This is a genomic window from Pseudoxanthomonas gei, from assembly GCF_010119615.1.
Lineage (GTDB): Bacteria > Pseudomonadota > Gammaproteobacteria > Xanthomonadales > Xanthomonadaceae > Pseudoxanthomonas_A > Pseudoxanthomonas_A gei.
Genome location: NZ_QOVG01000004.1, coordinates 222,573 through 245,546, shown reverse-complemented (window position 1 = coordinate 245,546; position 22,974 = coordinate 222,573). Strand labels below are relative to the sequence as shown.

Below are 22,974 nucleotides of genomic sequence, written 5' to 3'. Positions count from 1 at the left end.
GCCAAGGTCTGAGCCAAGGCCCAGGATTGCTTTTCGAGATCGTTAGTAGTATTACTACTAACCATGAATCTCACAGACACCCAGCAAGCCATTCTTGCCATGATCACCGAGCGAATCGGCAGTGATGGCGTGCCGCCGTCGCAGGCGGAAATCGCCAGGGCCTTCGGGTTCAGCGGGGTCAGGGCTGCCCAGTACCATATCGAGGCCCTGGAGGCGGCCGGGGCTATCCGCCGGGTCCCTGGGCAGGCCCGCGGTATCCGCCTGGTCCATGACGACACCGACATCCCCGTGCCCGAGGCCGTGGTTCCCGACAATGCGTTGCGTCTGCCGATCCTCGGGCGGGTGGCCGCTGGCCTGCCCATCGGCGCCGATATCCGTTCGGACGACTTCGTGCTGCTCGATCGCGCCTTCTTCGCCCCGTCCCCGGACTACCTGTTGAAAGTGCAGGGTGACTCCATGCGCGACGAGGGCATCTTCGACGGCGACCTGATCGGCGTGCATCGCACTCCCGAGGCGCGCTCGGGACAGATCGTGGTGGCACGCATTGACGATGAGATCACCGTCAAGCTGTTGAAGATCGGCAAGGACCGCATTCGCCTGCTGCCCAGAAATCCGGACTACCTGCCCATCGAGGTCATGCCGGACCAGGATTTCGCCATCGAAGGCCTTTATTGCGGCCTGGTCAGGCCCAATCGCTAGGCCTGGCCTTCCTCCCACTACCTATTCAATCCAATACCAGAGAAGGGTTCGTCATCAAACAGGAAATGTCTGACACAAAGTCGCGAAGTTGCCCGCTAGCCGTAGCACCTGTCGCAAAGTTAATTTCAATTCCGGCCGTTGGCGTCGCAGGCTGTGCGATCCATGGCCGCTAAATTGCCCTCAACCCGACAAGCCACCAAGGACAACACCATGGACGAGAACAAGAAGCGCGCACTTTCCGCTGCCCTTACCCAGATCGAACGCCAGTTTGGCAAGGGTTCGGTAATGCGCATGGGCGACCAGATCATTGAAGCCGTGGAAGCCATTCCCACTGGCTCGCTGATGCTGGATATCGCTCTGGGCATCGGTGGGTTGCCCAAGGGGCGCGTCGTTGAAATCTATGGTCCCGAGTCCTCGGGCAAGACCACGCTCGCCCTGCAGACCATCGCCCAGTGCCAGAAGCGCGGCGGCACCGCGGCGTTCATTGATGCCGAGCACGCCCTCGATCCGATCTATGCCGCCAAGCTGGGCGTGAACGTCGACGACCTGCTGCTGTCCCAGCCCGACACGGGCGAACAGGCCCTTGAGATCTGCGACATGCTGGTGCGTTCCAACGCGGTCGACATGGTCGTCATCGACTCGGTCGCTGCATTGACGCCCAAAGCTGAAATCGAGGGTGAAATGGGCGACCAGCTGCCCGGCTTGCAGGCACGCCTTATGAGCCAGGCGTTGCGCAAGCTGACCGGCAACATCAAGCGTTCCAACTGCATGGTGTTGTTCATCAACCAGCTGCGCATGAAGATCGGCGCCATGATGCCGGGCCAGAGCCCGGAAGTGACCACCGGCGGGCACGCGCTCAAGTTCTACGCGTCGGTGCGCCTGGACATCCGCCGTATTGGCGCCATCAAGAAGGGCGACGAGATCATTGGCAATCAGACCAAGATCAAGGTGGTCAAGAACAAGCTGGCACCTCCGTTCAAGCAGGTCATTACCGAGATCCTGTATGGCGAAGGTATCAGCCGGGAAGGCGAGCTTATCGACATGGGCGTGGAGGCCAAGCTGGTCGACAAGGCTGGTGCCTGGTACAGCTATGGCGAGGAACGCATCGGCCAGGGCAAGGACAATTCGCGCCAGTACCTCAAGGACAATCCACTGGTTGCTACGCGCCTTGAGGCCGACCTGCGCGAGAAATTCCAGCCAGCCGAAATCAAGCCCCATGAGGCTGAGGAAGACGCAGAAGTCTGATCGGGATTGGCGCAAGGATGCGCCGCTTTTGGTCCGGGATGAATAAGAGATGCAAGAGGAAACCGGAGGCCTGTTTGCCCCACGCAAGCGCAAAAGACCGGAACTGACCCCGACCCAGCGTGCCTTGGCCCTATTGGTTCGCAGGGAGCACTCGCGCAAGGAACTGGCTCTCAAGCTGGCCGAACGCGGTATCGAGCAGGAAGCTGCCTTGGCAGCCATTGAAAGGCTGGCCGGTGATGGTTGGCAAAGCGATGCGCGCTTTGCCGAAATGCTGGTCAGGACCCGGGTGGCTCATGGACAGGGTCCCGTCCGTATCCGGGCCGAGCTTGGGACCCATGGACTGGACAGCGAAACCATCGACGCCGCCATGGGGACTTTCGAGGGAGAGTGGCGCCAGGTCGCACAAGACCTGGCCCGCCGCCGGTTTGGGCCGGAAGTGACGTCTACCGACCTGGCCAGGCGGCGCAAGATGGCTGATTTCCTCTACCGGCGTGGATTCGACAGCGACACGGTCAGGGCCGCCTTTCAAGGCAGGCCTGAGGACTGAACAGCCCTGTCCTGTTAACCTTTGCGTATTGGGTTGTCTGTTCCGTTACGTGGCCGCACTTGAAAGGTCTCGGCATTTCAGACGTGCCCGCCCGCCACAGCCAGCCAGATGACTACTCCGACGCTAAGCAGCAGCCAGATCCGCCGCGATTTCCAGGAATTTTTTCTTGGCAAGGGCCACACCATCGTGCCTTCGGCACCACTCGTCCCCGGCAACGACCCGACCCTGCTGTTTACGAACTCTGGGATGGTCCAGTTCAAGGACGTGTTCCTGGGGGCGGAGAAGCGCAGCTACGTGCGTGCTGCCGACGTGCAGCGTTGCCTGCGTGCGGGCGGCAAGCACAATGACCTGGACTCGGTTGGTTACACCGCACGCCACCACACGTTTTTCGAAATGCTGGGCAACTGGTCGTTTGGTGATTACTTCAAGAAGGACGCGATTGCCTGGGCCTGGGAGCTTCTGACCGAGGTCTGGAAACTGCCCAAGGAGCGCTTGCTGGTCACCGTGTACCACACTGACGACGAGGCCTATGAGCTGTGGAACAAGATGGTTGGCATCCCCGCCGAGCGCATTGTCCGCATCGGTGACAACAAGGGTGCGCCATACGCGTCCGATAATTTCTGGCAGATGGCCGATACCGGCCCTTGCGGTCCGTGCACCGAGATTTTCTACGACCATGGCGATCATATCGCCGGTGGCCCGCCGGGCTCGCCGGATGAAGACGGCGACCGCTTCATCGAGATATGGAATCTGGTCTTCATGCAGTTTGACCGGCAGCCCGATGGCACGCTTATACCGCTGCCAGCACCTTGCGTGGACACCGGCATGGGCATGGAGCGCCTTGCGGCGATCCTGCAGAACGTACACACGAACTACGAAATAGACATTTTCCAGGCCCTGATCGCAGAAGCTTCCAGGTTCACCGGCACGGCCGATCTGCAGAACAAGTCGCTGCGCGTGATTGCCGACCACATCCGGGCCTGCTCGTTCCTGGTAGTGGATGGGGTATTGCCTTCGAATGAAGGGCGAGGTTACGTACTGCGTCGTATCATCCGCCGCGCGTTGCGCCATGGCTGGATGCTGGGTGTGCGTCAGCCCTTCTTCTACAAGATGGTGGCGACGCTGGTAGACCTGATGGGCGAAGCTTATCCGGAGCTTTCCGCCGCCCAGCAGCTGGTGGAGAAGGCACTCAAGGCCGAAGAAGAGCGCTTTGCGGAAACACTCGATTCAGGCATGCGCATCTTCGACGAGATCGCTACGCGCGTGAGCGCCGTTATTCCTGGCGCGGATGCATTCCGCCTGTATGACACCTATGGATTCCCCGTCGACCTCACCGCCGACATCGCCCGGGAGCGAGGTCTTTCGGTTGACATGGAAGGCTTTGATGCGGCCATGGCACAGCAGCGCGAAACGGCGCGGGCCGCGGGCAAGTTCACTTCGACCGCCGGGCTGCCTGCAGATCTGGTTGCCCGATTGAAACCTACCGAATTCATGGGTTACCAGTCGCTGGACGCGGGTGGATTGGTGATTGCAGCGCTGATGAAGGAAGGTAGGCCCGTGGAAGCCGTCGACGCCGGTGATGAGGCGGTGGTGATCCTGGACCGCACTCCCTTTTATGCGGAGTCCGGCGGGCAAGTGGGTGATACCGGCGTTCTGGCGGAGCAGGGAGTGAAGTTCGAAGTTGCCGATACGGTGAAGTTCGCGGGACAGTTCCATGGACACGTTGGCAAGGTCGCGATCGGCGGCCTGAGGGTCGGTGACCACCTGGTGGCATCGGTCGATGCCCCGCGCCGTGCCGCGGTGATACTGAACCATTCGGCGACACATCTGCTGCATGCCGCATTGCGCGAGTTGCTGGGCACGCATGTCCAGCAGAAGGGATCGCTGGTGGCGCCAGACAAGCTTCGCTTTGATTTTTCGCATTTCCAGCCGGTGACGGCGGAAGAGCTTGCGGAAGTGGAACGTCGCGTCAATGCCGAAATACGTGCCAATCATTCGGCTGAAGTACACAACATGGGCATGCAGGAGGCGCTTGATTTCGGTGCCATGGCGCTGTTCGGCGAAAAATACGGCGAGAACGTGCGGGTGTTGAAAATGGGCGGCTACTCCACGGAACTCTGTGGCGGCACCCATGTGGGGCGGACGGGTGACATTGGCCTTTTCAAGATTGTGAGCGAAGCCGGTGTCTCGTCCGGCGTTCGCCGCATCGAGGCAGTGACTGGCCAGGGTGCACTCGACCTGGTCTCGGCCGAGGAACAACGCCTGCATGATGTGGCGGCCTTGCTCGGCGGCAACGCCAGCGAGGTCGTCGAGAAGATCCGGCAGTTGATGGAGCGCCAGAAGAAGCTTGAGCGCGAGCTGGAAGGCCTCAAGGCCAAGGCCGCGTCCGGTGCAACGGCCGACCTGGCCGGCATGGCGTCCGACATCGGCGGCGTGCGGGTATTGGCCGCGCGACTGGAAGGTTTTGATGCCAAGGCGCTGCGCGAGGCCATCGACCGGTTAAAGCAACAATTGGGCGATGCGGTGATAGTCCTGGCCGGCACTGCGGGCGGCAAGGCGTCGCTTGTGGCCGGCGTGAACGGCTCGGCAACGGGCAAAGTGAAGGCAGGGGAACTGCTCGCGCATATTGCGAGTCAGACCGGGGGCAAGGGCGGCGGCCGCCCGGACCTCGCCCAGGGTGGTGGTGAGGACGGGCCCGCCCTTGCAACTGCTCTCGAAGGCGTCAATGAATGGGTGCGTGTACGCCTTCAATGACTGCTGCCCATTCGCCCGTGCTTGCGGCTGTATATGGCCGCCCGGTACCATGTTTCACGTTGATGAATGAATCTGGAAGCGTTTACGGCCTCATGGAGGCGCGGACGCTCGCCCGGCACTACTCTTGCCGGATTATGGAGACCAAGTAATGTTGATTTTGACTCGCCGCGTGGGCGAAACCCTGATGATCGGTGATTCGGTCACAGTGACCGTACTTGGGGTGAAGGGCAACCAGGTGCGGATTGGCATCACGGCTCCCAAGGATGTGGCCGTGCATCGTGAGGAGATCTATCAGCGCATCCAGCGCGGCGAAGATCCAGCCGATGCTTCGCAACCGGCCGACAGTGACTCTTCCAGCTGACGATTTTGTTTGCCGCATTCGCGTTCAGCCGTTATCCTAACTGGCTGACGCAATTCATCGCGGTCAGGTCTGAAGTATTCCCGGAGAGTTGCCCGAGCGGCTGAAGGGGCTCCCCTGCTAAGGGAGTATAGGGTCAAAAGCCTTATCGAGGGTTCGAATCCCTCACTCTCCGCCACTTCAGAGCAGAGCACGAAACATCTCAGAACACGGCACGAAATCGGTTCCTGCATAAATTCGCGGGGATGCCATAAGCACCGATTCAAATGAAATGATTGACGGGCATTGGCCTGATCAGTCAAAATTACTTTTCTGATGCGCCCGTAGCTCAGTTGGATAGAGTACCTGGCTACGAACCAGGCGGTCGGGAGTTCGAATCTCTCCGGGCGCACCACAGAGCAATGAATTCAAGCCAGTGAGCTCGCGCTCGCTGGCTTTTTTCTTGTCTGCAGTTTGCTGCACGCTTTGTGCAGCGGGTTGGATAGCATGCCGCCAGCCAAAAACTGTCCGGATGGCTTGTTCACCGCCTGCCTGGTTCTATCAAGAGACAGCTCTTCAGCCTGCTGCATCAGTTTGGATAGTAGGGTCGCTGGTGGCGGCGGCTCGCACCGAAGTCCCTTTCTTGCGGAAGTAGAAACCTTCATACCCGTCTATGCGGCAGGAGGGTTCGAACGGAACCCGCAGGTAGCGCTCTGCAGAATGCCATTTGTCCTTCACCTCGTAACCCAGTGCCTCCATCGCGGAGGTGAATTCTGGGATTGCCGAGACCCGGTAGGGGAGGATGGCGCGGCCTATATTCTGCAATGTGAAATAACCTTGCGTGGGATGCATGGGCACCAGGTTCACCAGTACATGGGTAGGAGGATCAGGCAGCTCCCGCAATAACTCGGGAAGGGTGAAATCCAGATACTGCAGGGCACCGCTGGTCAGCAGTACCTCGTGCCCGTCGGCATCAAGACGTGAATTGGTGAACGCCAGGCGGCGTTCGGGATCATGCTCCTTGGCCCATTCGCGACCTGCTTCCACCACGTCCGGAACATCATGGACGAGCCATTGCATGTCAGCGGGGTACTGCAGATAGCGCTTGAAGCCGTAGTAGCTCACCCCGTTGTGGCCTCCGAGGTCGAAGATGCGGCGCTGCCCCTGGGCCAGGAGGGTAGTGAGCCAGTAGACGAGCGGATAGTCGCTGACCCTGATGCGTTGGTGCTGGTCCCGGTACATGTCGCTTGTGCCTGCGTAGGCATAGGTGCTGGGCAATGACGGGGGGGTTGCCGCCTTGGCTTCGGGGTAGCTCGAATACCTGCCGAAATAGGAATTCCCGCCGTGGTATGGCCGGCGGAACATCCGCAGGTACACCGGTTTTCCGAGCAATTTCAGGCCCGGCAATTCGGCCGCTTCATTGGCAATATGCCGCAACTTCGCTCCCAGCCACCCGTTGTTCGCGTACTCCATGGACCTCGCCCTTGATTGGATCAGTGCCATACACAACGCATTTACCCGGATTTCCAGGACGTGGAGATCTTCGGCCTGCTCCATGCAGAAGTTGTGCATACCCGGCTTGACTCTCCCCGGTCCCGGCCCGTGCGCGGGTCCAATTGGGGTAGGCTCGGGATGTCCAAAGCGACAGACCCGCCATGCCCCCTGCCGACTACACCGAACCTGGCCAACAGCCGCGAGCCCGCGCCCTGCAAGCCGTGTTCGACCGTGCCTGGTCCATCAGCGTGGGAGATGCGACCGGAGACGTGGGCATGGCACTGGCGGTGTTTTTTGAAATGGGGGCCTGGCATCCCTGGCTGGACCAGGCGAGCCACTGGTTGAGTCCGGCTGAGCGGCAGAGGGTCGGAAAGAAATTGCGGCCAAGGGATCGCGATGAGCTTGTCCTGGCCTATGCATTGCATCGCTTGTCCGTGGCGAAGATATTGGAATGCGATCCCTCGCTCATAGTGCTTGAGCGCGACGGTTTTGGCCGGCCGCTGGTTGCAGGGAATGAGTTGCAAACCAGCCTGAGCCACACCACCGGCGCCGTGGCAGTGGCGCTGAGTCGCCACGGGTTCGTGGGAATAGATATAGAGCCCGCTGCGCGTGCGGGCGAGCTTGCCGAGATCGCATCAACGGTCATGCATGCATCTGAGGTCGGAAGCATTGAGTCGCTGCCGTATACCGCGCGTGCGCAGGAATTGCTGGCCCTGTGGGTACGCAAGGAAGCCGTGCTCAAAGCCGCGGGTATAGGACTGTTGCGGGAAATGCACAGTTTCAGCGCACCTGTCGGCGAGCTGGTTGCTCTGCCTTCGGCGGACGGAACGGACGCCGTCGCAGCGACCGTCCATATGCTTGAGGCCGGCTTGGAATGGCGGGCTGCGATCGCGGCCTGGCCCGAAGCGCGGTTCCACGCGGTCTGGGTGTCCCCCGCGCACACGATGGCCGCTCCCAAGTACTGATTACGTCTGGCGCCAAAGCAGCGATTTTTCGCCTTCACGATAAAAAATGGCCACCCCAGGCCGGAAAAAATTCCCTTGCGCGTTGTCATGGAGGCCACGGTACGAACCGTGGAACGCATGTGCCGGAGGGAGGCGCAATGGGACTGACCACGTTGAACGGGACCCGGGCTCCTGAGCGGGCGCGGCTTGGCTTTGGGCGTCCAGGACAGGCAATGAGGCAGCGCTTCCACTGCAACAGGGCAAGCCATGCCCGGGAGCAGACATGAAGCTCTCGCTGAAGAGTCGCAAGAGCCGCGCCGTATTCAAATTGTGGCTGGGGGAGTTGGTGCTGGTATCCCTTGCAGTCACCATTGCGGCCTGGGTGCGCTTCCACGGCGACCCCGAAAGCCATATTGCATTTTCCCAGACCGCACCGCTTCGCACCTTGCTGGTGGCAATCTGCACCACCGCTGCCATGGCATCATTCGGGCTGTACCAGGTGCACACGCGTTACAACAGGACCGACCTGTTCCTGCGGTTGCTGATGTCGTTCTCGTTCGGTGGCGTTGCGCTGCTGGTCATGTACTACGTGGTGCCACAGACCTATATCGGACGCGGTGTGCTGGCCATGGCGCTGGCGCTGGCGATCATGATGGTTGGCATGTTGCGGATCATGTTGCAGCGGCTGTTCGAAGCGGACGGCTTCAAGCAACGGGTTTTGGTGCTGGGTGCGGGCGGCAATGCAGACCTTATCAACAGCCGCCTGCGCAGGCGCAGCGACCGGCATTCGTTCCTGCTGGTCGGGTTCCTTCCTATCGAGGGCCAGCAGACGGTGGTGCCGGAGCCATTGCGGGTGGGCAGCCAGGCTGGCCTGCTGGAATTGACGCGCGAGCTCAACGTCCACGAAATCGTGGTCGCACCCGACGAGCGTCGTGGTGGCCTGCCAATGGAACAACTGCTGGCCTGCGCGCAACGCGGGATCCGGGTGACTGACCTGCCTGACTTTTTCGAAAGGGAGGCCGGAATGATCAAGCTCAACGTGGTTGAGCCATCGGCGTTGATTTTCTCGGGAGGATTCGACCACTCCCAGCCCCGGCAGTTGAACAAGCGCTTCTTCGACCTGGTGGCTGCATCGACCCTGCTGTTGCTGGCTTGGCCGTTCATGCTGCTCACTGCCCTTTGCATTCGCCTCGAATCGGCGGGGCCGGTGCTTTACAGGCAAACGCGCGTGGGTGAAAGCGGCAAGGCATTTGAACTGGTCAAGTTCCGCAGCATGCGCGTGGATGCGGAGAAGGATGGCGTCTGCTGGGCGCAGAAGGACGATGACCGCGCAACCCGCGTGGGAGCCTTCATACGCAAGGTGCGCCTGGATGAATTGCCGCAGTTGTTCAATGTGCTGCGCGGTGACATGAGTTTCGTAGGCCCGCGCCCGGAACGGCCACATTTCGTGGACCAGTTCAATCGCCAGATACGCTATTACGGAGTCCGCCATTCGGTGAAGCCCGGACTGACGGGTTGGGCGCAATTGCGCTACCCCTACGGTGCCTCGGTGCACGACGCCGAAGAGAAGCTGAAGTTCGATCTGTTCTATGTGAAGAACCAGGGCCTGACTTTCGATCTGATGATCCTGTTGCAGACCGTGGAAGTGGTCCTGTTCGGACGCGGTGCGCGTTGAACAGAGCGATGATCGTTTGGCCTTGACGTTGCGGCTCCTGGCTTTCCGCTCCTGCCTGCATGAGGACGAGCGACGGTTCTGACGAAGCCACCTGCAAAGCCGATACGTTGCCTGACATGTGGGCGGCGTCTGTGGCCCGTCTTCAGGCTGGATCAAAGGCGGCGCCCCGCCACGTGCGCGGCGCGGCTGCTACGGTGAAGTTGTCTTGGTCTTCAGCTGATGCAACGGCGAGCTGTACCAGTCAATCACGCGTTCGTCTTCGAAGCGTATCCATGAGGGGCCATACGTCCATTCCGATCCTTCGGTCTGCATTGGATCTCCCTGCAGCGCGCGCACTGTTACGGCATCCATCCCGATCTCGATGAGTCTGGGTGGCGCAATGGCGGGTGGTTCCTCTGCCTGCGTGGTAGTGGCGTAGGTCGGTGCTGCAGGCAACGCCACCGGTTGCGTCACGGCGGGCGGCGGAATATTCAAGGGTGCGATGGCCGGGTCGCCGCCCTTGCTCTCGTTCCAGGCAATGAATGCGGTGAAGGCTGCGATTGCCGCTGCCAACATCAGCGCCGGATGGCGCACGGTCAGTGATCGGGGTGCCGGTGCCAGGGGGTCCGCGGGCGGATAGGCAACGGATTCGCGCGGGATGAGCGCGCGGGGCTGGACTGGCGCCGCCGGGTGCAAGCCGTTACTGCCTGCCGGGGGTGGAAAGGACGATCCGGCAATGGAACCAGGCAGGCGCCCGTGCCTGCGGTGGAAACGCAGTGCCTTGGCATAGAGGCCAAGCAGTTCGGCCAGTGCGGCCTGGGTGGCTTCCGGGCTGCCGCTGTCTTCGTTGCGGTCGGGGTGCTGTTGCCTGATGCGGCGCCGGCACGCCTGCTTGAATTCCTCGAGACTGCAGTCGTTGCGGATTCCGAGTTGCAGGTACAGCTGTGCGAAATCTGATGTCATGACCGCCCCCTCGGCGCTGCGGGAAGTGCATCTGGGTTCAAGTGGCGAATGGCGTGACCATGGAGACGAACTCCAGCCGTGACCGCAGGTGCTCTGCAAGACGCAGGCTCAACGCAATGATGGTGAAGGTGGGAAACGCCCAGCCCCCCGTCGGGAAGACGGAGCTGCCGGCTACGTAGAGGTTGTCGACGCCATGTACGCGGCATTCACGGTCCACGACACCTTGTTGCGGATCGTCGGCCATGCGGGTAGTGCCAAGGTGGTGCGAAGTACCGAAGACCCGGGGCGCCGATTGCTCGTCTTCGAGCCACGGTTCGGGCTGGAAGCGTCCCCTGCTGGCACGCGCAAGCTCGTTGCCGAACAGCATCGCGGCCGTCCGGTAGGTGTGGTGGTCTATGGGAAGCAGGCGCCAGTCCACGCAGACCCGGCGCTGCCCGAGCATGTCGGTATCGGCGCCCAGCGTGATGCGGCTGTCGGCATGCGGTGCCTGCTCGAAATAGCCGACCACGTCGATGTGGTCAACCTCGACCGTGGGCTGCTTGCGCAGTTTGCGCACGAAAGCCTTGGCAATGTCGCCCATGCCAAGGGTCAGCCGCAGCAACAGATAGGCCATGCTCTGGTCCGGTGGAGGCGGCCGGCCGCCATTTACCGGTTCGCCATTCTTGCGCAGGGAAAGCCTCTCCGAGAGCAGTTCATTCTCGTCTCGCCTGCGGGCACGCAGCGCCGACTTGAACTCGCGCAGCGCCTGGATGCCCCTTGGAACGCGGCCCTCCACTGCGAACAGGCGTACCCGCGCGTTGAGGGTCTGGTAGGCACGTTGGGCCTCGTCCGACAGGCAGATTTCCGGATGCACGGATGTCGGAGTCTTGTGCAAGTCCCGGTTGTAGGGGTGCGCTATCCGATCCGCTTCCGGGGTGTAGAGCGTGCCCAGTTTTCCACTGGGGTGATCCATGAAGAAACGACCCACCAGGTCATGCTGGTTGCCCAGTCCCCGCGGAGACTCGGAGTTGGAGGCAAGCAGGAGCCGGGCATTCTCGATGCCCCCGCAGGCCAGTACGTACTGCCTGGCGCGGACGGCCCCCGTGCGGCCCTCCAGGGTGGTGATCCGTGCCTGGCGGACGCTGCTTCCGCCTGTTGTGGCTTCCAGTTCCACCAGGTTGGCGTACAGCAGGATGGTTATGTTGGGTGCCTGCTCCAGGTCGGAACGATAGTCGTCCCCGAACATGACCGGACTGAATGCGAAGGTCTTGTTGACCACGCTGTCGGGATCGAACTCCAGCGGGGCAACGCCGGGCGGAGTGAGGAAGGAGTCCTCGACGAAATCATGGGTTTCGATGCGGCAGAACCCGCGGGCGTCGCGGTAGTAGGGTTCCAGGTCGGCGTAGGAGATGGGCCAGCTGCTATTGGGCACCCACTCCCTGGCTTCGAGCTTGCCGATGGGGATGCATCCGCCGCCCCACAGATTGCAGCTGCCGCCGAATACCCGCATGCGCGAGGTGCCGGGGTCGAAGTCGGGGGTGCCGATCGACGTGCCCTGGTACAGGGCCTGGTTCGCCTCCTCTCCGCTGAAGCCGCCACTTTCAACCAGGCAGACCCGGGTGTCGGTGCCGATGAAGGTCCGGGCAATCGCGAGGCCGGCGGCACCGGCCCCGACGATGCAGAGGTCAGCATCGATTTCTGCCGGTGTGGACAGGTTCCGGTAATCGTTGATCAACGCGCTCGCTCCAGTAGTCCGTTGCTTGGGCCTGCCCCTCGAGGGGCTCCAATTCACAACAACGACAAATGCGGCGGGCTCGGGACATCGTTCAGGAGGGGACCTGGCAGGCCCGCGGCGTTGGGCCCCCGGCATGACCCTCCCTGCCATGACCGGAATGGCCCACGACTGACGTTGGTAACCGGCAGAGGATGTTTACGGAAGGAAGCAAACATGGGGGGCAGCGAAAGTATGCGCACAGATAGACGTGCCGTCATGCTGGAAGAAATCGAAGTGTGCCTGGCAGGACATCCGCGCGTGCAAGATGCCTCCGTGGTGGAACAGGGTGATCGGCTTGTCGCTTATGCGGTGCCGACTGCCGGCGCCGCCCTGGACGATGAGCAGCTTCGCGATTTCCTGAAGGGTCGCCTGCCGGCCTACAAGATGCCGCGCTATTTCATGGTCCTGGATTGCATGCCCCTGGGTCCGGATGGACAGGTGGATCACGCCGCATTGCCCGACCCCCAGGCCGTTGCTACTGCGACCCAGGCCTCTTCGGCGGGAGGGGCGGGGCAACCTTCCGAACGCGCGCGCTACCTGGCCGACCTCTGGGCAGAGCTGCTGCATTGCCCGGTCCTGGCCAGCGACAATTTCTTCGATCTCGGCGGTCATTCCATGCTCGCCGTGCAGATGGCGAACCGGGTACATCGTGACACCGGCGTGCGGATCCAGCTCATGACCCTGGCTACGCAATCACTCGCCCAGATCGCCGCGACACTTCCAGTTGTCGAGAGTGGAAGTGCGACTGGCCCGGGCCTGCGCTCGCGCCTGCTGGGGAAGTTCAAGGGCATGCTGCAGGGTTAGGAATTGCAGGGTTAGGGCAGGCCCGCAAGATGAAAAAGCGAATTGCAATCGTCATCGCGATCCATTGGCATCCGGCAGGCAGGTAGGCAGATGCCGGAGCCATTCTATTTTGGTGATCAGCCACGCGTGTTGTTTGGGCTGCGGCACCCCGCCGGGACAACATCGAAAGGCGCCGTACTGGTGTGCGCCCCGTTGTTGCAGGAAGGGATCCGCTGCCAGCGCGCCCTGTGGTCCCTGGCCCAGGCGATGGCGGCGCAGGGACTGGACGCGCTGCGTTTCGACTGGTACGGAAGCGGTGATTCGCGCGGCGGCAGCCTCGCGATGAGCCTGCCTGGCCTGGCATCGGACATCCAGGCGGCCCGCGAATGTCTGCCGCCCGTGGATGCCGGGCTGTCCGTGCGTCTGTCGGGCCCGCGCTTGCCGGGCACCCGTCTGTTGGGCTTGCGCAGCGCGGCCTTGCCCCTGCTGTTGCATGCCGGCGCCAGCAGTACGCCGGTAGACCTGGTGCTGTGGGCGCCGGCCCTTGACGGAGAATCGCTGGTCTCGGCCTGGCGCGAGCAGCACCGCCGGCAACTCCATGTCACGGGCCGGTTTCCCAAGCCTCCACTTCCGGCAGGGGACAACGAGCTGCTGGGGTTCGTGCTCGATGCGGGATTGCTGCAGGCCCTGCAGGCATGGAAATGCGATCAGGTCACCCTGCCAGCGGGCAGCAGGATAATGCTGGTGCAGTGGCGCGCCACGGCATCCACCGAGGAGTTCGTGCACAGGCAACGTGCTGCCGGCGTCACCGTGGAGTACCTCCAGCTTGACGCAGGCGATGAACCCGATTGGGACAACCCCGACCATTTCGAGACCCAGATTTTTCCGCGGCGTGCCGTCAACCGGCTGGCGTCTCATCTGGCGGAAATGGCATGAGCGCGCAGCCCTCGCAATTCGAGTTGCCAAGGCCACTGGAATCCGACCAGGCGGTCGATCCACGCGAGACTGCTCACCTGTTCGGCGCAGGCCTGGTGGGAATCCTTCACGCCGCTGCCGGACCTGCGCACCCTGATGTAGCGGTGATCCTGCTCAATGCCGGAATGGTCCATCGCATCGGGCCGCATAGGGGCAGCGTAGAGCTGGCGCGAGCGGTGGCAGGGGCAGGGTATCCGGTCTTCCGTTACGACCAGTCCGGCCTGGGCGACAGTCCGGTATCCGCGCATGTGTCAGCGGAGCGCAGGCACCTGGAAATCACCTCAGCCATGGCGCTGGTGACGGCGCGCACCGGGGCGACCCGCTTCGTGGTCGGGGGCATCTGCTCGGCGGCGGATGATGCGTTCCATCTGGCCTCCATCGAACCGCGCATCCACGGCCTGCTGCTGCTGGATGGCCTTGCCTATCGCACGGCAGGCTACTGGTGGCGCCACCTGGCTCCGCGGGTATTCAGTCCGGTGAAGTGGGCGAACTGGTGGCGTAGCCGCAGCGATGGCAGCCCTGGCATGGAGAACTTCCGCGACTGGCCGTCGCGCCAGCAGGCGGTGGCTACGATGCAAGCCATGGTTGCCCGCGACGTGCGTTTCCTGTTCGTGTTCACCGGTGGCGCGTATCGCTATTTCAACCATGCCGGACAGCTCGTCGCCTGCCTGGGCAGGGCCGCGCGCTCGACGCAGACCTCTCTTGCGTACTGGCGCGATTGCGACCACACGTTCTACCTGCAGCGCGACCGTGCGCGGTTGCAAGCGCTGGTCACGGCCTGGATGGAGCGCGAGTTTCCGACGGAATGGGACCGGGGCGCGGCAGCCGATTGAAAGTGGGTGCAGCGGTATTCCGCGTGCGCTGATTCTTCACAACGTGGACGCGCGCGGCTCGGGATTTTCGCCTTCCCTACAGCCGCTGTATTGGTGGTCGAGCCGTGGCCGAAACGCGTGCGGCGATACGTTCCTTGGTTGAACGGAAGGCATTTTCGGATCGACAGGAACAGGGGATTAGAAAAGTGCAAAACCAGGGGCGGATTGAAAAGGTGCGAAACCAGGGGCAGATGACAGAAGCCCGAACGGAAGCTCTGGACGAGACCGATGCGAGGGCCAGCCAGCTGCCCGAATTCGGGAGATCCGGGATGCTTGTGAACCTTGGAGCGGACCAGTCAAGGACGGGCGAAGGCACCACGCAATTGATCGAGATCAACGAGGCCTCGTTCGACCCTTGGCGCGTCCAGCCGGTCCGGCATCGCCTGACCGACCCTCCGCTGCTGCAGACTGCCGCACTGGTGCGCGTGGGCGAGCTGCTGGAAGGCGAGGGCACGACCCTTACCCGCGGCGCCACTCGCCGCAAGCCACTCCCGCACGCTGCGCATTGGACGACGCGCGATGCGGGCATCACCCCGCCGCCGGTCTGGCAGAAGCCGCTGCTGGACGCCATGAGGCACGCCGGCATCGCGGCGATGCTCGGCTGCGGTCGCATGGCCACCGCGGTCACCGGCAACCGCGAGCAGTGCCGCCGCGCGCGTCCCACCCTGGTTGAGTCATGAACACACTGACGCTGATTGATGTCCTGCCCTGCCGCGCCGATATCGGTGCTGGCCAATCCCAGCGCACGGATCTCGGGCTGGATACGTCGCTCGTCGCCTGCCTGCTGGCGCGCGACGAGGCGCCGGACGAGATCCTGCGTACGGCACTGGCAATGGTGGAAACGGGCCTCACCGGCACCGAGCCGGATGCAGCGGCATGCAATTCCCAAACCTGGACCGTCGCCACAGACCAGATCGCTCTGTCTCCATCCGCACTGTCTGCGTGGCACTTTCTGCTGCCGGCCGGGCGGCTGGAAATCGAATTCCGCGCGCCGCTCACCGAGCAGGCCATCCACATCATGGCCGCCGGCGTGCAACGCGTACTGGCGGCAATGGCATCGGGGAATGCCGTACAGCCCGACGCGATTGATCTCCTCGATCCAGCCGAGCGGTTGCGAATGCTCGTCGACTGGAACAGAACCACGGCGGAAAGGCCGCCCTTCGACACCGTACCTGCCTGTTTCGCCGCCATGCGCGACGCAAGACCGGATGCATTGGCGGTGGTCGACGCGACTTCCACGCTGACCTATGCGGAATTGGACAGGCGTGCGGCGGCCCTGGCTGGGCAGTTGCGCAGGGAAGGCGTGTCAACGGGTGAAATCGTGGCCGTGGCCATGGATCGCTCGGTCGATGCGGTGGTGGCCGTGCTCGGCGTGCTCAAGGCCGGCGCGGCCTACCTGCCGCTCGACGCGACCCACCCGGCCGATCGCCTGGCCTACATGCTCGAGGATGCCCGCGTGCGGCTGGTGGTCGTCGACGAGGCGCGCGCGTCGCTGGCGCTGCCCGATTCGATCCGGCGGGTGCCCATCGCTGACCTGGCTCCGCACGATGAAACGCCTGCCGACGACGATGTCGCCGTCGATGCCGGGTCGCTTGCCTACGTGATGTACACGTCCGGATCGACCGGCATGCCCAAGGGCGTCGAGATCCCGCACCGCGCCATCCTGCGCCTGGTAGTGGGTGTCGACTACGTCGACCTCGGCCCCGACACGTGCATGCTGCATTGTGCTCCGCTGGGTTTCGATGCTTCCACGCTGGAGATCTGGGGGCCGCTGCTGAATGGCGGCCGCGTGGTGATCCACGATGAAACCCTGCCCACCGGCGCCGGCCTGGCCAGATCGATCAGGGGGCATGGAGTCACCACCCTCTGGCTGACCTCGGCATTGTTCAACGCCGTGGTCGACGAGGATCCGCAGCAGCTCGCCGAAGTACGGGAACTGTTCACCGGTGGCGAGGCGTTGTCTGTCGACCATGTGCGGCGCATGCGGGTTGCGGTTCCGGGCATGCGCTTGAACAACGCCTACGGTCCCACCGAGTGCACGACCTTTACCACCACCTATCCGGTGCCGGCCACGCTGGCGGAGGACCTGGGCTCGATCCCGATAGGTCGCCCAATCGCCGACACCCAGCTCTACATCTTGAACGCACGTCGCGAGCTGGTGCCGCAGGGCGTGATCGGCGAGCTCTATATCGGTGGCGCCGGCGTGGCGCGCGGCTACCTCAACCGGCCTGACCTCACCGAAGAACGCTTCGTGCCTAACCCTTTTGCTGGTGAAGCAGGCGCTGGCGGCAGGCCGGAAGGCCGCCTGTATCGCACCGGCGACCACGTGCGCTACAGCGCAGATGGGATGGTGGAATTCGTCGGACGCAGCGACACCCAGGTCAAGATCCGTGGCTTCAGGATAGAGCTGTCCGAAATCGAGCATGCGCTGTCCAGGCATCCGGGCGTGCGCACGTGCGCCGTGCTGGCGCGCGCCGACCGGCCCGGCGACAAGCAACTGGTGGCCTATTTCGTCGCCGATCCCGCCGGAGGAAGTGCCCCGTCGATGGCAGTGCTGCGCGCGCATCTGGCCGCGACGCTTCCCGAATTCATGGTGCCGGCGCGTTACCTCCAGCTGGATGCAATGCCGGTGACGGCCAATGGCAAGCTCGACCGCCGTGCCTTGCCGGCACCGGATCGTTCGCGTCCCGAACTGGCCACGGCCTACGAGCCGCCCGTGGACGCGGCGGAAACGCTGGTGTGCGATGCGTTCGGCGCCATGCTCGATATCGACCGGATCGGTCGCCACGACAATTTCTTTGCGCTGGGCGGCAATTCGCTGCTGGCCTTGCGCCTGCTCGAGCGCATCCGCAAGGACCGGGCCGGCGCGGAGCATGCCAGCGCGCAGCACGCCGGCGCGCAGCCGCCGGCCATCCCGGCGACACTGCTGTTCCAGCATCCCACGCCGGCCGCTTTGTGCGCCGCGCTCGCCGGGCGGGTCGACACCTCCATCGAATCGGCGCGGCTGTCGCGCAGCCACCGCGCACAGGACGGTGGCGTTTCCACCAGCGCGGATAGCCAGAACGACATCGATGATCCGATTGCGATCGTCGCGATGGCCGGGCGCTTTCCTGGCGCTGCCGACGTCGAGGCGTTCTGGAGCAACCTGTGCGAGGGGCGTGATTCGATCACCTTCTTCAATCCAGATGAACTCGACCCTGGCGTGTCCGCCGCCGAACGCGACGACCCGATGTACGTGTCGGCGCGCGGCGTGATCGACGGCGTGGAGCTGTTTGATGCCGCGTTCTTCGGGATCAGCCCGAAGGAAGCGGAATTGATGGATCCGCAGCAACGCATCTTCCTGGAGTTGTGTTGGGAATGCCTTGAGCGCGGAGGCCACGTGCCGGATACGGCCACCGGGCCGATCGGCATATTCGCGGGCATGTACAACGCCATGTACTTCCAGCGCCACGTTGCCGCGCATCCGGACCTGGTCGAGAAGGTTGGCGAGTTCCAGGTCATGCTGGGCAACGAAAAGGACTACATCGCCACCCGCGTCGCGCACAGGCTCAACCTGACCGGCCCTGCGATCAGCGTGCATACGGCGTGCTCGACGTCGCTGGTGGCGATCTGCCAGGCCGCCGACAGCCTGCGCGCGGGCCACTGCGACATGGCCCTGGCGGGCGGAGCCTCGATCAACTGCCCGCCGCGCAAGGGCTATCTTTACCAGGAAGGCTCGATGCTGTCGCCGGACGGCCACACGCGCACGTTCGACGCGAACGCGCAGGGCACGGTGTTCAGCGATGGTGCGGCAGTCGTGCTGCTCAAGCGCCTGTCCGACGCGCGCGCCGACGGCAATACCGTGTACGCGGTGCTGCGCGGCGGCGCGGTCAACAACGACGGCGGCGCCAAGGCCAGCTTCACGGCCCCGAGCAGCGAGGGTCAAGCCGCGGTGATTGCGATGGCGCAGGCCAATGCACGCGTCGATCCACGCAGCATCTCCTACGTCGAGGCCCACGGCACCGCGACGCCGCTCGGCGATCCGATCGAGATCGAGGGATTGACCAAGGCTTTCCGGCGCGGCACCGCCGACAACGGCTTCTGCCGGATCGGCTCGCTGAAGAGCAACGTCGGCCACCTGGTGATCGCCGCCGGCGCAGCGGGTGTCATCAAGACCGCGCTGGCGCTCAAGCAGCGCCGCATTCCGGCGAGCCTGCATTTCGAATCGCCCAATCCCACCCTGGACCTGGCCGGTTCGCCGTTCATCGTCAACACCGCGTTGTCCGACTGGCCCGCTGGCGATGGTCCGCGCCGTGCGGGCGTGAGTTCGTTCGGCGTGGGCGGCACCAATGCGCACGTGGTGATGGAGGAAGTGCCCGAGTGGCCCGACTCCGAACCGGCCAGCGGTGCGCAGTTGCTGGTGCTTTCGGCACGCACGCCCGCCGCGCTCGGACACGCCGCAACGCGACTGGCCGAACACCTCGAAGCGGAGGTCGGGGCCAACCTGGCCGATGCAGCCTGGACGCTCGCGGTCGGCCGCAAGGCGTTTGCGCACCGGGTGGCCCTGTGTGCAGACGATGTAGCCGATGCCGTCGCGAAGTTGAGAAGCCCCGAGACCGACGCCGTCATCGCGCGCAGTCGGCCGGCGCGGCAGAGCGACGTGGTGTTTCTGTTCCCGGGGCAGGGGGCGCAGTACGCCGGCATGGGTCGCGCCTTGTACGAGGCCGAACCGGCCTTCCGCGCGGCATTCGATGCTTGCGCTGATACGTTGCGTGACGAACTCGGCCTTGATTTGCGCGAAGTGGTATTCGGTGACGCCGCCGACGCGCTGCTGCCTACCGCGGTGATGCAGCCGTCGATCTTCGCGATCGAATATTCGCTGGCACGCATGTGGATGGCATTCGGCCTGGTGCCGACGGCGATGATCGGCCACAGCGTCGGCGAGTTCGTCGCCGCGACCCTGGCCGGCGTCTTCGCCCTTCCCGACGCATTGCGCCTGGTGGCGCGGCGCGGGCGCCTGATGCAGGCCCAGCCTGCTGGCGCCATGCTTTCGGTGCGCCTGCCGCTGGAGGCCGTGCTGGCGCGATTGCCCGCCGACCTGTCGCTGGCGGCGGAGAACGCTCCCGGTACCTGCGTGGTCGCCGGTTCGCACGACGCGGTGGCGCGGTTCCAGTCCGGACTCGAGGCCGACACCATCGCCTGCCGCATGCTGCGCACCTCGCACGCCTTCCACTCGGCGATGATGGATGCGGTGGTCGCACCGTTCCGTGCCGAGGTCGATGCGGTGCCGCGGACCGCACCGACGCTGCCAATCGTGTCGACCGTCAGCGGCGACTGGCTCGACGCGGACACCGCCATGTCATCCGACTACTGGGCCAGCCACCTGCGCGAGCCGGTGCGTTACGCGAGTGCACTTGGCCGTGTGCTGGATTCGCCGACGCTGGTTTTGCTTGAAGTGGGGCCACGCGCCACGCTGAGCACTCTGGCCCGCCAGCATCCGGCGCTGCAACGCCAGCATGCGGCGGCCATCGCCTCGCTCACGGACGCACCCGCTGCGGAAATCGCCAACATCCGTCTCGCAGCCGGGCAGTTGTGGAGCCGCGGTGTCGCCATCGATCCTGCGCTGTTCGATCGCCGCGACCTGCGCCGCCGCGTGCGCCTGCCCACCTATCCCTTCGAACGCCAGCGCCATTGGGTGGAAGCCGCCAGCGCGCCTGCGTCGAACATCGTTTCCTTTCCCATCATCGCCGCCAGCACGGCCCTGGAGACCGTCATGCCCATGCCACAGCCCCTCCCGACAGCGCCCGCTGCCCCTGTGCAACCGGCGCCGAGTCGCCGTCCACGCCTGATCGCGCAGTTGAAGGACGTGTTCGAGGACACTGCTGGCTTCGACCTGGCCGACGCCGATTCCAGCGCCAACTTCATCGAACTGGGGCTCGACAGCCTGATGCTGACCCAGGTCGCACTGCAGTTGCAGAAGAACTTCGGTGTAAAGGTCAGCTTCCGCCAGCTGATGGGCGAATGCGGCAGCATGGACAAGCTCGCCGCGATGCTCGACGCCGAGTTGCCCGCCGAGGTGGCGGCGGCGGCCCCTCCAGCGCAACTACCCGCGGCCGCAGCACCCGACGCATTGACGCAGGCTGCAATGGCGATGCCGGTCTTCGCGGCGCCGGTCGCCATGGCGGCAGGTGGAGACTACGTACGTGGCGTGATCGAGCAGCAGATGCAGTTGATGTCCCAGCAGCTGGCGTTGCTGGCCGGTGGAAGTGCTGGCGTGGCCGTGCCCGCGGCCGCGCCGTCTGCAGTGACCCAGGCCGCTCCCGCCGCGGCCACCTCGGTGCCGACTGCCGCCGCGGCAACGGTCGCGGCCGCTGCGCCCGCAATTGCGGCGGAGATCGATGAGGAAGCCGCGCTGGCGCACACCAAGTACGACGTCAAGAAGGCCTTCGGCGCCATCGCGCGCATCGACAACAGCGGCCAGGCCCAGCTCAACGACCACCAGCGCAGTCGCCTTGACGCTTACATGCAGCGCTACATCGCCAGGACGCGCAAGTCGCGGGAATACACCGAGGCCCATCGTCCTCATATGGCCGATCCGCGCGTGGTCAACGGTTTCCGGCCGCTGACCAAGGAGATCACCTACCAGATCGTGATCGAGCGTTCGAAAGGCTCGCACCTGTGGGATCTGGACGGCAACGATTACGTCGACGCGCTCAACGGTTTTGGCATGAGCCTGTTCGGCTGGCAGCCCGACTTCGTAATCGACGCGGTGAAGAAACAACTGGACCTGGGTTACGAGATCGGCCCGCAGCATCCGCTGGCCGGCGACGTTTCCAAACTGATGTGCGAAGTCACCGGCCATGATCGCGCGGCGCTCTGCAACACCGGCTCCGAAGCGGTGCTCGGCGCATTGCGCATCGCCCGCACCATCACCGGGCGCGAGACCGTCGTGCTTTTCACCGGCGCCTACCACGGCATCATCGACGAGATGATCGTGCGCGGCACCAAGAAGCTGCGCGCGGTTCCCGCGGCGCCCGGGATCCTGCGCAATACCGCAGAACACGTGCTTGTGCTCGATTACGGCACGCCCGAATCGATGCAGATCATCCGCGAGCGTGCCCACGAGATCGCCGCGGTGCTGGTCGAGCCGGTGCAGAGCCGGCGCCCGGACTTCCAACCCGTCGATTTCCTGCGCGAATTACGCGACGTCACCCAGGACGCAGGCGCCTTGCTGGTCTTCGACGAAGTCGTGACCGGCTTCCGCGCACATCCCGGCGGCGTGCAGGCACTGTTCGACATCCGCGCCGACCTGGCCACGTACGGCAAGGTGGTGGGCGGCGGCTATCCGATCGGCGTGATCGCAGGCAAGCGCCAATTCATGGATGCGCTCGACGGCGGCCAGTGGCAGTTCGGCGATGATTCGATCCCGACCGTGGGGGTGACCTATTTCGCAGGCACCTTCGTTCGCCACCCGCTGGCGCTGGCCGCAGCCAAGGCGGTGCTTGAACACGTCAAGGCCGAAGGCGCGCCGTTGCAGGAGCGCCTCAACACGCGCGTGACCGCGATGGTCGACGAACTCAATGCCTTCTGTGCCGAGATGGGTGCGCCAGTCGTGGTCAAGCACTTCGCCTCGGTGTGGAAGACCTTCTTCCTTGAGGACCATCCGCTGCAGGACCTGCTGTTCGGCATGATGCGCAACCGCGGCGTCCACATCCTGGACAATTTCCCCTGCTTCCTGACCACCGCGCACAGCGAGGCCGACTTCCAGCGCATCATCCAGGCATTCAAGGAATCGCTGGTCGAGCTGCAGGAGTCGGAATTCCTGCCGCGACACGCGGCGACGCCGCGCACGGTGATGGACGCCGAACAGCCGGTTGTCGCCGGTGCGCGCCTGGGGCGCGAGCCTGACGGGCGACCGGCCTGGTTCGTGCCAAACCCGGAGCAGGCCGGCAAGTTCATGAAGGTAGGCGGCTGA

Annotated in this window: 15 protein-coding genes and 2 tRNA genes; 14 read left to right on the top strand and 3 right to left on the bottom strand. The window is 63.9% G+C overall.

Features of this window, described 5'->3' with window-relative positions; all coding sequences use genetic code 11:
• Positions 1-63 precede the first annotated feature (63 nt).
• From lexA to DT603_RS07940, 7 genes are all read left to right on the top strand, one after another.
• The gene (gene lexA / locus DT603_RS07970; RefSeq protein WP_162349337.1) at positions 64-699 is read left to right on the top strand and encodes a transcriptional repressor LexA; all 636 of its coding nucleotides are present in this window, start codon (positions 64-66) and stop codon (positions 697-699) included.
• A gap of 210 nt (positions 700-909) precedes the next feature.
• A complete protein-coding gene (gene recA / locus DT603_RS07965; RefSeq protein ID WP_162349336.1) occupies positions 910-1,944 on the top strand; it encodes a recombinase RecA in 1,035 nt (344 codons plus the stop codon).
• Between the two features lie 49 nt (positions 1,945-1,993).
• A complete protein-coding gene (locus tag DT603_RS07960) occupies positions 1,994-2,491 on the top strand; it encodes a regulatory protein RecX (RefSeq protein WP_162349335.1) in 498 nt (165 codons plus the stop codon).
• Positions 2,492-2,599: 108 nt separating this feature from the next.
• The gene (gene alaS / locus DT603_RS07955) at positions 2,600-5,245 is read left to right on the top strand and encodes an alanine--tRNA ligase (RefSeq protein ID WP_162349334.1); all 2,646 of its coding nucleotides are present in this window, start codon (positions 2,600-2,602) and stop codon (positions 5,243-5,245) included.
• A gap of 148 nt (positions 5,246-5,393) precedes the next feature.
• Positions 5,394-5,606, top strand: coding sequence for a carbon storage regulator CsrA (gene csrA / locus DT603_RS07950; protein ID WP_162349333.1), 213 nt, complete (start codon positions 5,394-5,396; stop codon positions 5,604-5,606).
• Positions 5,607-5,688: 82 nt separating this feature from the next.
• Positions 5,689-5,781, top strand: a tRNA-Ser gene (locus tag DT603_RS07945).
• 139 nt (positions 5,782-5,920) lie between these two features.
• Positions 5,921-5,997 (top strand) — tRNA-Arg (locus DT603_RS07940).
• 161 nt (positions 5,998-6,158) lie between these two features.
• Here DT603_RS07940 and DT603_RS07935 read toward each other — a convergent pair.
• On the bottom strand, positions 6,159-7,139 hold the full coding sequence (locus DT603_RS07935) for a methyltransferase, TIGR04325 family (protein ID WP_162349332.1): 981 nt from the start codon (positions 7,137-7,139) through the stop codon (positions 6,159-6,161).
• A gap of 98 nt (positions 7,140-7,237) precedes the next feature.
• Here DT603_RS07935 and DT603_RS07930 point away from each other — a divergent pair, with 98 nt between their 5' ends.
• On the top strand, positions 7,238-8,041 hold the full coding sequence (locus DT603_RS07930; protein ID WP_162349331.1) for a 4'-phosphopantetheinyl transferase family protein: 804 nt from the start codon (positions 7,238-7,240) through the stop codon (positions 8,039-8,041).
• Between the two features lie 262 nt (positions 8,042-8,303).
• Positions 8,304-9,695 (top strand): TIGR03013 family XrtA/PEP-CTERM system glycosyltransferase, encoded by a 1,392-nt coding sequence (locus tag DT603_RS07925; RefSeq protein ID WP_162349330.1) that lies wholly within the window; start codon positions 8,304-8,306, stop codon positions 9,693-9,695.
• A 189-nt stretch (positions 9,696-9,884) separates the two neighbouring features.
• Here DT603_RS07925 and DT603_RS07920 read toward each other — a convergent pair whose 3' ends face one another.
• On the bottom strand, positions 9,885-10,637 hold the full coding sequence (locus DT603_RS07920) for a J domain-containing protein (protein ID WP_162349329.1): 753 nt from the start codon (positions 10,635-10,637) through the stop codon (positions 9,885-9,887).
• A 37-nt stretch (positions 10,638-10,674) separates the two neighbouring features.
• On the bottom strand, positions 10,675-12,351 hold the full coding sequence (locus DT603_RS07915) for a GMC oxidoreductase (RefSeq protein ID WP_162349328.1): 1,677 nt from the start codon (positions 12,349-12,351) through the stop codon (positions 10,675-10,677).
• A gap of 213 nt (positions 12,352-12,564) precedes the next feature.
• Here DT603_RS07915 and DT603_RS07910 point away from each other — a divergent pair, with 213 nt between their 5' ends.
• From DT603_RS07910 to DT603_RS07890, 5 genes are all read left to right on the top strand, one after another.
• Complete coding sequence (locus DT603_RS07910; RefSeq protein WP_343037734.1) at positions 12,565-13,194, top strand: phosphopantetheine-binding protein; 630 nt, start codon at positions 12,565-12,567, stop codon at positions 13,192-13,194.
• 180 nt (positions 13,195-13,374) lie between these two features.
• Positions 13,375-14,109, top strand: coding sequence for a hypothetical protein (locus DT603_RS07905; RefSeq protein ID WP_162349326.1), 735 nt, complete (start codon positions 13,375-13,377; stop codon positions 14,107-14,109).
• Positions 14,106-14,981, top strand: a complete 876-nt coding sequence (locus tag DT603_RS07900) for an alpha/beta hydrolase family protein (RefSeq protein ID WP_162349325.1) — start codon at positions 14,106-14,108, stop codon at positions 14,979-14,981. The genes DT603_RS07905 and DT603_RS07900 overlap by 4 nt, the downstream gene beginning before the upstream one ends.
• A 308-nt stretch (positions 14,982-15,289) precedes the next feature.
• Positions 15,290-15,700 carry a hypothetical protein gene (locus DT603_RS07895; protein WP_162349324.1) on the top strand — a complete coding sequence of 137 codons (411 nt, stop codon included), beginning with the start codon at positions 15,290-15,292 and terminating at the stop codon, positions 15,698-15,700.
• Positions 15,697-22,974: a polyketide synthase gene (locus tag DT603_RS07890; protein WP_162349323.1), complete on the top strand. Its 7,278-nt coding sequence runs from the start codon at positions 15,697-15,699 to the stop codon at positions 22,972-22,974. The genes DT603_RS07895 and DT603_RS07890 overlap by 4 nt, the downstream gene beginning before the upstream one ends.